This window comes from Pseudoclavibacter terrae, assembly GCF_008831075.1.
Taxonomy (GTDB): domain Bacteria; phylum Actinomycetota; class Actinomycetes; order Actinomycetales; family Microbacteriaceae; genus Pseudoclavibacter; species Pseudoclavibacter terrae.
Genome location: NZ_WBJX01000003.1, coordinates 118,126 through 131,970, shown reverse-complemented (window position 1 = coordinate 131,970; position 13,845 = coordinate 118,126). Strand labels below are relative to the sequence as shown.

General features: G+C 69.6%; 12 protein-coding genes. 4 read left to right on the top strand and 8 right to left on the bottom strand.

Annotation, left to right across the window (positions count from 1 at the left end; genetic code table 11):
• The first annotated feature begins 1 nt into the window (after position 1).
• The gene (locus tag F8O03_RS10060; RefSeq protein WP_151423764.1) at positions 2-1,681 is read left to right on the top strand and encodes a DUF7059 domain-containing protein; all 1,680 of its coding nucleotides are present in this window, start codon (positions 2-4) and stop codon (positions 1,679-1,681) included.
• Between the two features lie 55 nt (positions 1,682-1,736).
• Here the strand turns inward: F8O03_RS10060 and F8O03_RS10055 are convergent, their stop codons facing one another.
• On the bottom strand, positions 1,737-2,678 hold the full coding sequence (locus tag F8O03_RS10055; RefSeq protein WP_151424023.1) for a 2-hydroxyacid dehydrogenase: 942 nt from the start codon (positions 2,676-2,678) through the stop codon (positions 1,737-1,739).
• Between the two features lie 135 nt (positions 2,679-2,813).
• On the opposite strand from F8O03_RS10055, the gene F8O03_RS10050 reads away from it, so the two are divergent.
• The 3 genes from F8O03_RS10050 to F8O03_RS10040 are packed head-to-tail and all read left to right on the top strand — an operon-like array spanning position 2,814 to position 6,510.
• Positions 2,814-4,262: a GntP family permease gene (locus F8O03_RS10050; protein ID WP_151423763.1), complete on the top strand. Its 1,449-nt coding sequence runs from the start codon at positions 2,814-2,816 to the stop codon at positions 4,260-4,262.
• Positions 4,263-4,303: 41 nt separating this feature from the next.
• A complete protein-coding gene (locus tag F8O03_RS10045; protein WP_151423762.1) occupies positions 4,304-5,575 on the top strand; it encodes a CaiB/BaiF CoA transferase family protein in 1,272 nt (423 codons plus the stop codon).
• Positions 5,572-6,510 (top strand): beta/alpha barrel domain-containing protein, encoded by a 939-nt coding sequence (locus tag F8O03_RS10040; protein ID WP_151423761.1) that lies wholly within the window; start codon positions 5,572-5,574, stop codon positions 6,508-6,510. The genes F8O03_RS10045 and F8O03_RS10040 overlap by 4 nt, the downstream gene beginning before the upstream one ends.
• A 23-nt stretch (positions 6,511-6,533) precedes the next feature.
• Here the strand turns inward: F8O03_RS10040 and F8O03_RS10035 are convergent, their stop codons facing one another.
• The 7 genes from F8O03_RS10035 to F8O03_RS10005 all read right to left on the bottom strand — a co-directional run bounded on the left by F8O03_RS10035 (position 6,534) and on the right by F8O03_RS10005 (position 13,799).
• Positions 6,534-7,340: an IclR family transcriptional regulator gene (locus tag F8O03_RS10035; protein WP_151423760.1), complete on the bottom strand. Its 807-nt coding sequence runs from the start codon at positions 7,338-7,340 to the stop codon at positions 6,534-6,536.
• 9 nt (positions 7,341-7,349) lie between these two features.
• On the bottom strand, positions 7,350-7,814 hold the full coding sequence (locus F8O03_RS10030; RefSeq protein ID WP_151423759.1) for a DoxX family protein: 465 nt from the start codon (positions 7,812-7,814) through the stop codon (positions 7,350-7,352).
• A gap of 35 nt (positions 7,815-7,849) precedes the next feature.
• The gene (locus F8O03_RS10025) at positions 7,850-8,923 is read right to left on the bottom strand and encodes a carboxylate-amine ligase (RefSeq protein WP_151423758.1); all 1,074 of its coding nucleotides are present in this window, start codon (positions 8,921-8,923) and stop codon (positions 7,850-7,852) included.
• Between the two features lie 101 nt (positions 8,924-9,024).
• The gene (locus F8O03_RS10020) at positions 9,025-10,077 is read right to left on the bottom strand and encodes a CPBP family intramembrane glutamic endopeptidase (RefSeq protein ID WP_151423757.1); all 1,053 of its coding nucleotides are present in this window, start codon (positions 10,075-10,077) and stop codon (positions 9,025-9,027) included.
• A gap of 99 nt (positions 10,078-10,176) precedes the next feature.
• Positions 10,177-11,220 (bottom strand): hemolysin family protein, encoded by a 1,044-nt coding sequence (locus F8O03_RS10015; RefSeq protein WP_151423756.1) that lies wholly within the window; start codon positions 11,218-11,220, stop codon positions 10,177-10,179.
• On the bottom strand, positions 11,213-12,592 hold the full coding sequence (locus F8O03_RS10010; protein WP_151423755.1) for a hemolysin family protein: 1,380 nt from the start codon (positions 12,590-12,592) through the stop codon (positions 11,213-11,215). Before F8O03_RS10010 ends, F8O03_RS10015 begins: the two co-directional genes overlap by 8 nt.
• Before the next feature lie 145 nt (positions 12,593-12,737).
• Complete coding sequence (locus F8O03_RS10005) at positions 12,738-13,799, bottom strand: aldo/keto reductase (RefSeq protein WP_151423754.1); 1,062 nt, start codon at positions 13,797-13,799, stop codon at positions 12,738-12,740.
• Positions 13,800-13,845: the final 46 nt, after the last annotated feature.

The window sequence follows — 13,845 nt, the reverse complement described above, 5'->3', positions numbered from 1 at the left end:
GGTGACTTCCCACGCGCGCCATGCCAGCTCAGCCTTCTCTCGAGACGCCTTCACCTTCGACGACCCGAGCGACGCTCCCGACAGCACCGACGAGGCCCTCCTCCGCGCGCTCGCGGTGACGTTCGCCGAGGTCGGCTTCACGGTCGACGGCGTCGAGTCGCGCCTCGGCGCGGAAGCGGCGGATGCGCTGCACCGGGACCTGCTCGAGCCCGCATCGTTCGCGCTGTCACGCGAGCCAGACGACGCGCTCTCCGCGCTCATCCGCCTGTTCGTGCTCGCCGAGCCAGTCGAGGCAGGCGACGTGCCCGCCCTCGAGGAGCTGCTGGCGGCCCGCCTCGTCGAACGCCTGCCGCGTGTGGCACCGGCGGATGCGGGCGTCGATGGTTCCGGCGAGCAGCTCGCCGACGGGCTCGTGGCAGCGCTGGTCGATGTGCGTCCGTACGCGAGCGAGGGCGTCAACGGCGACGTCGAGATGTGGGTCGCGTCCGACCTCGGCGGCGTGCAGCTGGGAAGAGACCAGCCGCTGCGCCGCGACCACGTCGTCGGCATCGGACCGGCGACGACCCTGCTCGCGCAGCTCACCCCTCGCGAACCCGTCGCCCGCGCGCTGGATCTGGGCGTCGGCATGGGCGTGCAGACGATGCACCTGCTCGCGCACACCCGGCACGTCGTCGCCACCGACATCTCCGAGCGCGCCCTCGCCTTCGCGAAGTTCAACCTGCTGCTCAACGCCGCCGCGCTGGGCATCGCGCCAGGCGGTCTGGACGACCGGGTCAGCCTGCGCCTCGGCAACATGCTCGAGCCCGTGGCCGGCGAGCAGTTCGACCTGTTCGTGTCGAACCCCCCGTTCGTCATCACGCCCCGCCGCGAGGGCGAGGAGGGCAGCGACCAGTACACGTACCGTGACGGCGGCAAGCCAGGCGACAGCATCGTCGAGGGGCTCGTCCGCGAGCTCGGCGCGGTGCTCGCACCCGGTGGCGTCGCCTGCATGCTCGGCAACTGGGAGGTGCGCGCCGGCGACGCCAACTGGCACGCGCGGCTCGAGACGTGGCCGGCGAGCGACGTCGACCTGTGGGTCGTGCAGCGCGAGGACGCGACGCCCGTCGAGTACGCGGACATGTGGCTGAAGGATGCGGCCGAGAACGCCGAGCTGTCGAGCTGGCAGCACGCCTTCCGTCGCTACCTGCAGGACTTCGCGAGCCGCGACGTCGAGCGCATCGGCATGGGCATGTTCTTCCTCCGCCGCACGCACGAGGGCGCCGTCGGCGGCCCGCTGCGCCGCTTCGAGCACCTCACGCACGCCCTGGGCCACCCGCTCGCCGAGCACATCCACGACGGTTTCGAGGCCCTCACCTGGCTTCGCGGGCTCGACGACGCCGAGCTGTTCGACGAGCCGCTCATCGTCGCTGGCGACGTCACCGAGGAGCGCCACTCGCGTCCAGGAGACGAGGACCCGAGCATCATCATGCTGCGCCAGGGCGCCGGGTTCCGCCGCACGATGTCGATGTCGACCGAGCTCACGGGCTTCGTGTCGGTGTGCGACGGCGAGCTGGTCGGCTCGCAGATCGTCACCGCCATCGCCTCGCTCGTCGATGTCGAGGAGGAGGCGCTGCGCGAGAGCCTCGTCCCGGACGTGCGCGAGCTCGTCGCGCTCGGCTTCCTCGCGCCGCGCTGGCGGTAGGGGCGGAGCCGCCACGGTGCCGGGCGGTCAGCGGTGTCTGGCGGTCGGCTTCGCGTCACGACGACGCCACGATGTTCTCGGGAGTCTCCCCGTTCAGGAGCGCACGAACCTGCCGTTCGATGAGGGCGACCATGCGAGGGTGCATGGCCGAGGAAGCGCCCCCGACATGCGGCGTGATGAGCGCGCCCTCGAGGCTCCAGAGCGGGTGTCCTGACGGCAGCGGTTCCGGGTCGGTGACGTCGAGGGCGGCGCGGACGTGGCCGGCCTCGAGGGCACGGACGAGCGCGTCCGTATCGACGACGGGGCCGCGCGCGACGTTCACGAGCAGGGCGCCGGGGCGCATGGCCGCCAGGAAGGCGTCGTCGACGAGGTGCCTGGTCTCCCCGGTGAGGGGAACCGTGAGGATCACCACGTCGATCTCCGGGAGCAGGCCTGCCAGGTCTGAGATCTCGCGTACGCGGCCCGCGCCGTCGGGCCCGCCGGGGCGGGCGGTGCGCGCGAAGCGGAGCACTCGCGCCTCGAATCCGTTCAAGCGCTGCTCGATGGCCTGTCCGACACCGCCGTAGCCGACGAGGGCGATGGTGCGGTCGGCGAGGCTCTGGCCGGGGAGCTGCTGCCACCGTCCTCCCTGCGCGGCGAGCGTGTACTCCGGGAAGCGTCGCAGTGAGGCGAGCGCGAGTCCGAGGGCGAGCTCCGCCGTCGAGGCCTCGTGCACCGAGCGGGCGTTGGCGACCGTGTGGCCGGGCGGCAGATTGGCGAGCACATCCTCGTACCCGATGGTCTGCGCCTGGACGAGCTGGGTTGCCGTCGCCCCGAGGTTGGCGGCACGGCGCGGGTCCTGCTGGTAGGGGAGGACGACGAGGTCGATGTGGGCGGAGGGTGACGGCGTCGTCAGATCCCAGGCGATGGACTCCACGCGGTCGGCGAGGTCGAGGTCCGCGACGGCCGCCGCGAGTGCCGGTGTCGGCAGGGAGACGCTGATCCGCGAATCGCGCATCACGATGTGAGCCCTTGCTTACATTCTGAGTTCATGCACATAATGTAAACCAGCCGCGGCCTCAGGCCAAGACCTCATCCGCTTCCCCTCGAACCGGCCGGGGCACCGCGCGAGACCCACCACGATTGGACGACAATGACGTCAGAGATCATCACCATCATCCACACGGCGATCGCCATCCTCGGCGTCGTCGTGCTCATCACCCGCTTCCGCCTGAACCCCGCGGTCGCGCTGGTCATCGGCTCCCTCTACCTCGGGCTCGCGACGGGGAACTCCCCGACCGACACCATCGGCACCATCACCGGCGGCTTCGGCGAGATCATGGCCGAGGTCGGCCTCCTCATCACCTTCGGCGTGCTGCTCGGGTCGATGCTCAGCGAGATGAACGCCATCCAGCGCCTCGTCTCGCACCTGCTGCGCATCTTCGGCCCCAAGGGGCTGCCGTACGCGATGGGGCTCACGATCGGCACCGTGCTCCAGTCGATCTTCCTCGACGTGCTCCTCGTCATCTCCGCGCCGCTCGCCCGCAAGATGGCGCCCCTCATCGGCAAGCACGGCACTCCGCGCATCGCGACCGCCCTCGCCATCAGTCTCGAGTGCGGCATCGTCTTCATGGTGCCGGGCGTCGCGGCCCTCGCGCTTGCGGGCGTCCTCGGCGTCCCGCTCGGCCAGATGCTGCTCTTCGGCCTCATCGTCATCGTCCCGACCATCGTCATCTCGATCTTCATCATGACGCTGCTGTTCCGTATCGGATTCTGGAACGAGCAGCTCGACGAGACGCAGCCCGTCGAAGGTGAAGACGCGGCTGACGACAGCATCGACGGTTCCCGCGAGCCCGTCGGGCCGCTCAAGACCGAGAGCATCCCGGTCGGCGACCGCCTCAGCAAGGTCGGCGGAGTGCCCCGCGGCGTCGCGGTCGCCGAGCGGACCACCACCTCCGAGCCGAAGCTGATCCTGCTCTTCGCGCCCCTCCTCGTCTGCCTCGGCCTCATCGCGACCGGCGCGATCCTGCAGATCGCCGGCGTCGAGATCGACGCCCTGGTCCTCATCACCGACCCAGTCTTCGCCCTTCTCCTCGCCGTGCTCGGCACGAGTGTGATCGGTCGGCTCACGGTCGGCGGCAAGGCCGTCGAGAAGTCGGTCGTCGCCGGCTTCCGCGAGAGCGGCCAGATCCTCATCCTCACGGGCGTGGGCGGGTCGCTCGCCGCGACGGTCGCGGCGACCGGTCTCGGCGACATCCTCGGGCAGGCGTTCAACGCCAACAGCTTCGCGCCACTGCTCATCGTGTGGGCCATCGCCGCCGTCCTGCATATCGCCGTCGGCTCGGTCACGATCTCCGCCATCACCGCCGCGGGCATCCTCGCGCCCATCGCCTCGGTCATCGGCCTCGACCCGATCCTCATCGCCCTCGCGGCCGGTGCCGGTTCGCTGTTCGCCGTCCACGTCACGAGCAACACCTTCTGGCTGCTGCAATCGCTGCTCGGGCAGACGACACGAGGCACACTGAAGACCTGCACCGTCGGTGTCTCCGTCGCCTCGATCGTCGCGCTGCTCGTCACGCTCGTCCTCAGCATCTTCCTCTGACCCGCACGCCCCGACCGATCACCCGTCCGGAAAGGACCGACATGCACACCAACGACAAGATCGCCCCGCTCAAGGGAGTCCGCGTGCTCGAGCTCGGGAACTTCATAGCGGCCCCCACGGCAGGGCGGATGCTCGCCGACTTCGGCGCCGAGGTCATCAAGGTCGAGCGGCCCGGGACGGGAGACGAGCTGCGCTCGTGGCGCCTGCATCCCGGCTCGACGACGTCGATGCTGTTCCACACCATCAACCGGAACAAGAAGTCGATCACGCTCGACCTCCGCACCGAGGAGGGCCGGGATGCGGTGCGCGCGCTCGCCGCCGACTGCGACGTCATCCTCGAGAACTTCCGGCCAGGCACGATCGAGCGGTGGGGCATCGGGCCAGACGTGCTCACTGAGATCAACCCCAGCATCGTCATTGGCCGCATCTCCGCGTTCGGGCAGACGGGACCGCTCTCCAGCAGGCCCGGGTTCGCGGCAGTCGCCGAGGCCATGGGCGGGTTCAGGAACCTCGTCGGCGACCCCGACCGAGCCCCCGTGCGCGTCGGCGTCTCCATCGGCGACTCCATCGCGGGCGTGTACGCCGCCTACGGCGTGATGATGGCGCTGTTCCAGCGCGAGCAGCGCCGCGGTGCCGCCCTCGAACCCGCGCCGCTCGAGGAGCGGGTCATCGACGTCGCCCTCAACGAGGCAATGTTCTCCATGATGGAGTCGCTCATCCCCGACTACCAGGCCCACGGCGTGGTCCGCGAGCGGGTCGGCGGACGCATGGAGGGCATCGCCCCGACCAACGCCTACGTGTGCGCGGACGGCAAGAGCGTCGTCATCGCCGGCAACGCGGATGCGATCTTCGTGCGCTTCATGGGCATCATCGGCCGCGACGATCTCGCGGGCGACCCTGGGCTCGCGACGAACAACCTCCGCTGGGAGCGCCGCGACGAGCTCGACGCGGCGATCGGCGCGTGGACGGCGACCCTGCCAGCCGAGGAGGTACTCGACATCCTCGACGACGCGGGCGTCCCATCCGGCCCCATCTACACGGCCGAGGACATCAGCGAGAGCCCGCAGTACGCGGCCCGCGACATGATCCAGAAGTTCGACGTGGCCGACGGCGATCAGACGGTCGAGGGGGTCGGGTTCCCCGGCATCGTCCCGGTGCTCGGCGGCGCGTCCCTCCCCATTCGCACACTCGCGCCCCAGCTGGGGCAGGACACCGAGGCGGTGCTCGCCGCCTACGCCGGCCACGCGCAGCGGGAGCAGCGCGACGACAACAGGACCCAGCTCGACGACGACAGCAAGGTGGAGACACGATGACCCAGACCCCGATCACCGCCGCGCGCCTCCGCGACGTCACGCTGCGCGACGGCCTGCAGCTCACCGGCAAGCTGCTGTCGACGGACCGCAAGGTCGCCCTCGCTCGCCAGCTCTTCGCCGCCGGGGTGCCAGAGCTCGAGATCGGCTCGATGGCGCGCGGCGACCTCGTCCCGCCCATGGCCAACACGCTCGGGGTGATCGAGGCGCTCACGCCCCAGGAGCTCGAGCGCAGCTGGGTGTGGGTCGCGACCCCGCGGCATATCGAGAAGGCCGCGGCCGCCGGGGCGAAGAACTTCCAGTACTGTCTCTCCGTCTCCGACGCCCACAACCAGGCGAACATCGGCCGCACCACCGACACGAGCCTCGCAGCGATGCCGGATGCCGTCGCTCTGACCCGTGAGGCAGGCGGGCGCATCCAGCTGTGCCTCGCCACGTCCTTCACGTGCCCGTTCGATGGGCAGGTCGACCCTGACCGGGTCGTCCAGATCGCCAACGACCCCCGAGCGGAGGGCGCTGCGGACATCGTGATCTGCGACACCCTCGGGCAGGCGCATCCCGGGCAGGTGTCGTCGCTCATCTCGCGGGTCGCGGCCGAGACCCCGCGGCGCGAGATCGTCTTCCACGGCCACGACACGTGGGGTGCCGGCGTCACGAACTCGATCGCAGCGGTGCTCGCGGGCGCGGGCGTCGTCGACGGCGCTCTCGGCGGCCTGGGTGGCTGCCCCTTCGCCCCCGGCGCCAGCGGCAACACGGCCACGGAGGACCTGCTCTTCGCCATGCGCCCCGACTGGCTCACTCCGGCGGCGTTCGCTCAGATCGTCCGCGAGTCGGAGGCGCTGCTCGACGACCTCGGCGAACCCAACCGATCGAAGGCGAGGCAGGGCGCCCGTTCGAAGGCTCCGGCGTTCGAGTGGGTCCTGCCGGCCTCGCGCTGACGGCTGCCAGCGGGTGCCCCCTGTCAGTCCGCGGCGGGGGCGCGCCCGCCGATCAGGCGAGTCGCGCGTTCAGCCATCTCGACGAGCATCGGGGCCCACTCCTCCAGCATGTGTGGCTGGATGCGGGCGGCGGGCCCGCTCACGCCCATGGCCATGCGCACGCGCCCGCTCGGCTCGAACACCGGGGCTGCGACCCCCACGAGGCCGTCGATGCGCTCATTGCGCGTGATCGCGAATCCGTCCCGCCGCGTCTGATCGAGCACGGCGCGGAGTTCGGCGGGGTCGGTGATGGTGCTGGCCGCGAGGTCGGGGATCGGCTGGGCGAGGATGCGCTCGCGCAGGTCATCGTTCCAGGCGAGAAGGACCCGCCCCGCGGAACCGACCGTGAGCGGCGCGACCTTGCCGACGTGCACATCCTGCTTCAGCTCGTGGCGGGTCTCGTCGACGGCGATGCAGACGCGGTAGTCGTCGTCCGCCCTGAACAGGGTCGCGCTCTCACCGGTCGCCTGCCGCAGCTCGCGGAGCAGCGGTGCAAGCAGGTCGATGGCCTTGATGCCTCGCACGGCTGGCGCCGACCAGTACGCCATCTTCAACCCGATCCGGAAGCGATCCTCATCCCGGTCGAGGAAGCCCTGCGCGACGAGATTCGTGACGAGGCGCTGCGTGGTGGAGGTTGGGAGCCCCGTCCTCGTCCTGATCTCCGCGAGCGACAGCGACGGCGACTCGAGCGTGAAGCTGTCGAGGATGTCGGTGATCTTGCCGAGCACGAGCAGCGGGGCGACCCCGGAGTTTCCGGTGGCGGGCGAGGCTGCGCTGCCGGGATCTGTCATAGGAGAAATCTAGAGCATCCGTCCCCTGCGGAACGGTTGCAGCAGCTCGCGACGGTCGCGCCACGCGCCCGTCGACCAGAGCGCGAGCGCGACGAGGAGCACCTGGAAGGGCAGCCGGATGAGCCGCTTCAGGTCCGTGTCCAGGCCGAACGCGTCCGTGCCCGTCACGTACTGCGAGACGTTGCCGGGGAAGACGGCCACGAAGAACGCAGCGACCGTGAAGCCGACCGCCACGCGCCAGCGCCAGGCCGCGATGAGCGCCACCCCGAGCAGCACCTCGACGACACCGGATGCGAGCACCACGAGGTCAGCATCCAGCGGCACCCACGTGGGCACCTGCGCCTGGAAGTCCTCGCGGGCGAAGCTCAGGTGCGCGACGCCGGCGAACAGCAGGAACGCGCCCAGGACGACGCGGGCGATGGTCCGAGGCGGGGACGTGCGTCGGGGCTTGGCTGGGGGAGTTGTCTGGGCCACCGGACCAGTCTGCGCCCTCCCGGTGGACCGTCCGCTCAGCAGGCCTCGTGCAGGTCGCGCAGCGCGTGCGGGCCACCCTCGAGGTGGCGCTGCCGTTGCCTCGCGGCCCCGGTGCCGTGGCGGAAGAGCCGATCGATGCCCGAACGGATCTCATCACCGTCCCCGAGCGCATCCGCCGCCGGCCCGAGATGCGCGAGGAGGGCGTCGGCAACCGCACGCGCTCCCGACAGCTCACCCGTGACCGGATCGAGGAGGCGAGCATCGATTCCATCGCGGGCCGCCTGCCAGAGCGAGGCCTCGAGCAGCTCGGGAGGCAGGTCGGCGAGCGCCCCGCCCGCATCCCCCGCCACCGTCGCCGTCACGAGCGCCCGGCAGATGAGTGCGAGCAGCACCGTCTCCCGCGCCTCGAGCTGCGCGTCGAAGACTCGGAACTCGATCGTCGGATGGTTCGCGGACAGGCGCAGGTTCCAGGCCACGGTGCCGGCGTCGATCGTGCCGCCCACACCCACGAGACGTTCGATGCGCCGCTGGTAGTCGTCCGCGTCCGCGAACACCGGCGGGCAGTCGTGGGTCGTCCACCGACGCATCTGGATGGTCCGCCAGCTGTCGAACCCGGAGTCCTGGCTGCGCCAGTGCGGCGAGTTCGCGCTCAGTGCGAGCAGCACCGGCGTCCACCCCCTGACGGCGTTCATCACCTGCACGCCGACCTCTCGCGACGGGATGCCCACGTGCACGTGAATGGCGTTGATCTGATGTTCGCGAACGAGTCCCCGGTACTCGCTCGCGATCTGCGTGTACCTGGGGGTGGGTGACGCCTGCGGCTCACCGTGGACGAAGGGAACCGCACCATGCCACCGGGTCACCCCGACCTCGCTGGCCGCGTCATCGAGCGCGCGGCGGTGCCTGGTGAGCTGTGCGTGCGCCTCCTGAGCGGAACGCAGCACGGGCGAGCAGTACTCGACCTGCGAACGCAGGTACTCGCGGGTCACGAACGGGCGCAGCTCCGCGTCGCGGCGCAGGATGCGCAGCACGGTCTCCGCGACGGGTCGCGGCTCGAGCGTGTCCGAGTCGACGAGCATCGCTTCCTCTTCGATACCGAACGTCTCCATTGAGGTCCCCTTCCCCTGGCGCCCGCGCTGGCGCTGTGCAGGTCAGCCCGCAGCGGGTGGCTCTTCGTGGCTGCATCAAAGCAGAGAGGGCCTGAGATTCGTCAGGGGGTTGACGAGGGGGATGCTGAGTGCGGCTGTGCGGGCTGGCCCGGTAGCTGGCCCGGCAGGTCAGCCGGCAGCTCGACGGGTTTCGGGGGTGAGAACTGCTTCGTCACGAGCAGCACGCCGACGAAGATGAGCGGCACGATCCAGCCCGTCCAGCCGAGGATCGTGGCCTGCGTCGTGTCGACCCGCTCGCCAGCCGCGGCGAAGAGCAGGTACGAACCGGCGGCGGCGTTGAACGCTCCGTGAGCGAGGGCCGCGGGCCACACCGACTCGGAGCGGATGCGCAGCCAGGCGAACACGGCACCGACGAGGACGCACATGCCCGTCATCATGGTCAGCGCGAGCCAGCCAGGCGCATCCACGTAGTTGTAGCCGAGGAGGATCAACGGTGCATGCCAGAGTCCCCAGATGGCCCCGGAGATGAGGAGCGCGGGAACGGTGCCGAGCCGGAGGAGCTTCGGGAGCAGCCACCCGCGCCAGCCCAGCTCCTCGCCGAGGGCGGGGATCAGGTTGAGGAACGCGCCGAGCGGGATGCTCGCGAGCTGCAGCAGCACGAGCACGGCGACCGGGATGGGGAGCTCCAGGTTGCCGACCCCCTCGGCTGCGAGCTGCTCGTCGAGCATCGCCTGGAAGCCGGAGAAGTTCACGAGGTCCATCGAGTAGACGCCGAAGAGGGCACCGATGGGCAACGCGAGGAACACGAGCGCCACCGGGACGACGACGGCGAGGGCAAGGTAGGCGATGAGCCGCCCGACGGGCTTCAGCGGGACGATCCCGAGCGCCCGCCATGGCCTCACCGGACGCTCGATGCCGAAGACGGCGACCAGCGCGGCGATGGCCGGCGTCATCATCATGGCGATCGAGATGACCGGGAACCAGGGGTGCGCGAGACCGTCGCCCAACCACAGGGGCAGCGTCACAAGCCAGGGCAAGCCGAAGGCCAGGGCGAGGAAGACGCCGATCGAGAGCCGCTCCCGTCCGCTCGCAGTGGTGGTGGTCTGGGCGGTCTGCGGGATGGGCTGCACGGCACCAGCCTCTCGTTTCGCCATGTGGGCTGTCAACGAGCGGGGGTGGATGCGCGCGAAACGCAGGATGCCCCCGCCCGTTTCCGGGCGGGGGCATCCCCCTGCTTCGTTCGAACGCGTCGTCTACGCGGCAGCGGCGGTCGCGTTGACCTCGCCGACCAGCACCTCGAGGACATCCTCGAGGAACAGGAGCCCGGTGACGTTGCCCTCGGAGTCGAGCGCCTTCGCGACGTGCGCACCACGGTCGCGGAGCACCGCCATGGCGTCCTCGAGCTCCGCATCCCGCGACACGGAGACGAGGCTCCGCAGTCGCTTCTGCGGGATCGGGGCTGTGAACGCGTCTGGGGCCATGAGGTCCATGACGTCCTTCATGTGGATGTAGCTCGTCGGCTCGCCATGGTCGTCGGTGACGACGTAGCGCGAGAAGCCGTGCTCGGCGACCGCTTTCTGCACGTCGATGGGGCGCGCGCCCGCAGGCAGGAGCACCATCTCGGCGATCGGCACATCCACGTCGCTGACCCGCTTCTCGGTGAACTCGAACGCGCCCGCGAGCGTGCCTGAGGTGTCGTTCAGCGTTCCCTCACGGGTCGACTGCTCGACGATCCCGGCCACCTCCTCGAGCGTGTAGGTGCTTGTCGCCTCGTCCTTCGGCTCGACCTTGAAGAGGCGCAGCACGCCGTTCGCGATCGTGTTGAGGCTCCAGATGATCGGGTTGAAGATCTTGGAGACCACGACGAGGGGCGGGGCGAGGAGGAGGGACGCACGGTCTGGCACCGAGAACGCGAGGTTCTTGGGGATCATCTCGCCGAAGACGACGTGCAGGAACGTGACGAGCACGAGCGCCACCGCGAACGCGATCACGCTGATGAGCTCGGCTGACAGCGCGGTGAGCCCGAGCGGGATCTCGAGGAGGTGGTGGATGGCTGGCTCGGAGACGTTCAGGATGAGCAGTGAGCACACGGTGATGCCGAGCTGGCTTGTCGCCAGCATGAGCGTCGCGTGCTCCATCGCCCAGAGCGTCGTCTTCGCGGCGCGGCTGCCTCGCTCGGCGAGCGGCTCGATCTGCGACCGCTTCGCCGAGATGACGGCGAATTCTGCGCCGACGAAGAAGGCGTTGCCGATGAGGAGGACGAACAGCCACAGGATGCCTGGCAGGTACTCACTCATGGATCATCGCCTCCTTCACTCGTTCGTGGGCTCTGTCGTGCGCGAGCTCCTGATTGCTCATGAGGCTCTGGTCTCCGTCTGGCTCGTTCGGCAGGTAGCGGACCCGCACGATGCGGGTGCCGTCGATGCGCTCGACGCGCAGGGTGCCGGCCTCGATCTCGACCTCGTCGCCCAGTTCGGGGAGGCGCTCGAGGGTGTCGGTGATGAAGCCGCCGACGGTGTCGTAGTCGCCGTTTTCCGGGACCTCGATGGCGAGGCGGTCGAGTACTTCGTCGGGACGCCAGGAGGCGTCGAACGTGACCGAGCGGCCGCGCCGGATGAAGCCGGTCTGGTGCCGATCGTGTTCGTCTTCGAGTTCTCCGACGATCTCCTCGACGAGGTCTTCGAGTGTGACGATGCCCGCCGTGCCGCCGTGTTCATCCACGACGACGGCCACCTGGTGGCGTTCGGCGCGCAGCAGGGTGAGCAGGGCGGAGGCGCCCATCGACTCGGGCACGCGCAGCGCCTCCGTCTGCAGTTCGCTGGCGAGGACCTGCTCCTGCTTGTCGACGGCGACCGCGAACGCCTGCTTGGCGTGCACGAAGCCCGTGATGTTGTCTGGCGTTCCGTCGACGACGGGGAACCGGGAGTACCCGGTCTCGATGGCGAGGGCGATGATGGCCTGCGCCGTGTCGTCGACCTCGACGCTCGCCATGCGCACGCGGGGTGTCATGACGTCGGATGCGTCGTGCTCGGAGAACTTGAGGGTGCGGCGCAGCAGGGCCGCGTCGTCTTCTTCGAGGAGGCCGGAGAGCGCGGAGTGGCGGATGAGGTAGGAGAGCTCGTCGGCGCTTCTGGCGCCCGAGAGCTCCTCTTTGGGCTCGATGCCCATGGAGCGGATGATGGCGTTCGCCGTGTTGTTCAGGAGCAGGATCACGGGCTTGAACACCGTCGTGAAGAGCGCCTGGAACGGGATGACGACCTTCGCTGTCGCCCGTGGGAGGGCGAGCGCGAAGTTCTTGGGGACGAGCTCGCCGATGATCATCGAGAACAGCGTCGCGAGGACGATGCCGACGATGGCTCCGACGACGGGCACGAGGCCCTCGGCTACCCCGAGGCCCTTGAGGGGCTCTGCGAGGAGGGAGCTGACGGCCGGCTCGAACGTGTATCCCGTGAGCAGGGTCGTGAGCGTGATTCCGAGCTGCGCGCTGGAGAGGTGCGTCGACGTGATCTTCAGGGCCTTGATGGTGGGCCCGAGTCGTCTCTCTCCGCGGCTCTGCCGGTTTTCGAGATCGTTTCGGTCGAGGTTGACGAGCGCGAATTCACTCGCGACGAACAACCCGGTTCCTACTGTGAGAACGAGGCCGATGCCGAGCATCACCCATTCGTTCATGCGTGGTGCCTCCAGACTGTGGCGGCCGAAGATGCGGCCGGAACGTCAAGAGGCTTGGGACTATGACTGGGAGGGTCTTCCATGAGGGGAGATTCTAGTGGCACTTCGTTTGCCCGCAACTTGGAATGCTGGGGATCCGCCCGGATCAGGATGCCGCGAGCGCCGCCTCTTCGCGTCCTTGGGACGTCCAGGCTGGGTCTGCCGAGCGGTTCCCGACGACGCGTTCGGCGATCGATTCGAGTCGAAGCAGCTGCTCGCGGCTCAGCTCGAGGCCGAGTGCTCGCAGGTTCTCGTCGATGCGCTCGGGGCTGCGGGTGCCGGGGATGGGGGAGACCCGCACTCCGAGCTCGGCCGATTTCGCGGAGACCCACGCGAGGGCGACTTCGGCGACGGAGACGTGGCGGCCGAGCTGTTCGCCGAGTTGCTGCGCGACGGCCGCGACCTCGCCGGCGAGGGCACGGTTCGCCGGCAGGTTCTCGGGGAAGAAACGGGGGAAGTTGGCGCGCACGTTGGGCTTCTCGGCGGCGAGCTCGGCCCACGAGTCGGTGAGCAGGCCGCGGCTGACGGGGGAGTAGGGCACGAAGCCTGCTCCGACCTCGCGGATGGCGGGGATGACGTGGGCCTCGAGGTCGCGGCTGAAGATGCTGTACTCGCTCTGGACGGCCGCGATGGGGTGCACGGCGGCGGCGCGGATGATCTCGGCGCCCGTCGGCTCGCTCAGGCCGATGTGCCGCACCTTGCCCTCGGCGACGAGCTCGGCGACGAAGCCGACCGTGTCCTCGATGGGCACGTTCGGGTCGACGCGGTGCTGGTAGTAGAGGTCGATGTAGTCGGTGCCGAGGCGCGTGAGCGAGGCCTCGACCTGCTCGCGCACGTGCGCGCGGTCGCCGCGCACACCCCGCTTGCCGACGCCGTCGCCCTTGGTGATGCCGAACTTCGTGGCGAGCTGGATGCGCTCGCGCTGCGCCGGGAAGATCTTAGCGATGGTGCGCTCGCTGCGGCCGTCACCGTAGATGTTTGCCGTGTCGATGAACGTGATGCCCGCATCCACCGCGTGCTGCAGCGTGCGCAGCGCCTGCTCGTCGTCGATGGGGCCGTACGCGTCGCTGAGGCTCATGGCCCCGTACCCCTGCACGGTCGTCACGAGGCCGTCGCCGAGGAGGGTCGTGGGGAGCTGCGCTGGGGTGCCGTTCGTCTCGTGCGTCATGGCATCAAGTGTCGTCCGCACCACCGACATTCCGCCAGCGGGCCTG

Coding starts and splice junctions, on each gene's coding strand:
- F8O03_RS10055 (WP_151424023.1), bottom strand. CDS start 2,678: ATGCGCGATTCGCGGATCAGCGTCTCCCTGCCGACACCGGCACTCGCG.
- F8O03_RS10050 (WP_151423763.1), top strand. CDS start 2,814: ATGACGTCAGAGATCATCACCATCATCCACACGGCGATCGCCATCCTC.
- F8O03_RS10045 (WP_151423762.1), top strand. CDS start 4,304: ATGCACACCAACGACAAGATCGCCCCGCTCAAGGGAGTCCGCGTGCTC.
- F8O03_RS10040 (WP_151423761.1), top strand. CDS start 5,572: ATGACCCAGACCCCGATCACCGCCGCGCGCCTCCGCGACGTCACGCTG.
- F8O03_RS10035 (WP_151423760.1), bottom strand. CDS start 7,340: ATGACAGATCCCGGCAGCGCAGCCTCGCCCGCCACCGGAAACTCCGGG.
- F8O03_RS10025 (WP_151423758.1), bottom strand. CDS start 8,923: ATGGAGACGTTCGGTATCGAAGAGGAAGCGATGCTCGTCGACTCGGAC.
- F8O03_RS10020 (WP_151423757.1), bottom strand. CDS start 10,077: ATGGCGAAACGAGAGGCTGGTGCCGTGCAGCCCATCCCGCAGACCGCC.
- F8O03_RS10015 (WP_151423756.1), bottom strand. CDS start 11,220: ATGAGTGAGTACCTGCCAGGCATCCTGTGGCTGTTCGTCCTCCTCATC.
- F8O03_RS10010 (WP_151423755.1), bottom strand. CDS start 12,592: ATGAACGAATGGGTGATGCTCGGCATCGGCCTCGTTCTCACAGTAGGA.
- F8O03_RS10005 (WP_151423754.1), bottom strand. CDS start 13,799: ATGACGCACGAGACGAACGGCACCCCAGCGCAGCTCCCCACGACCCTC.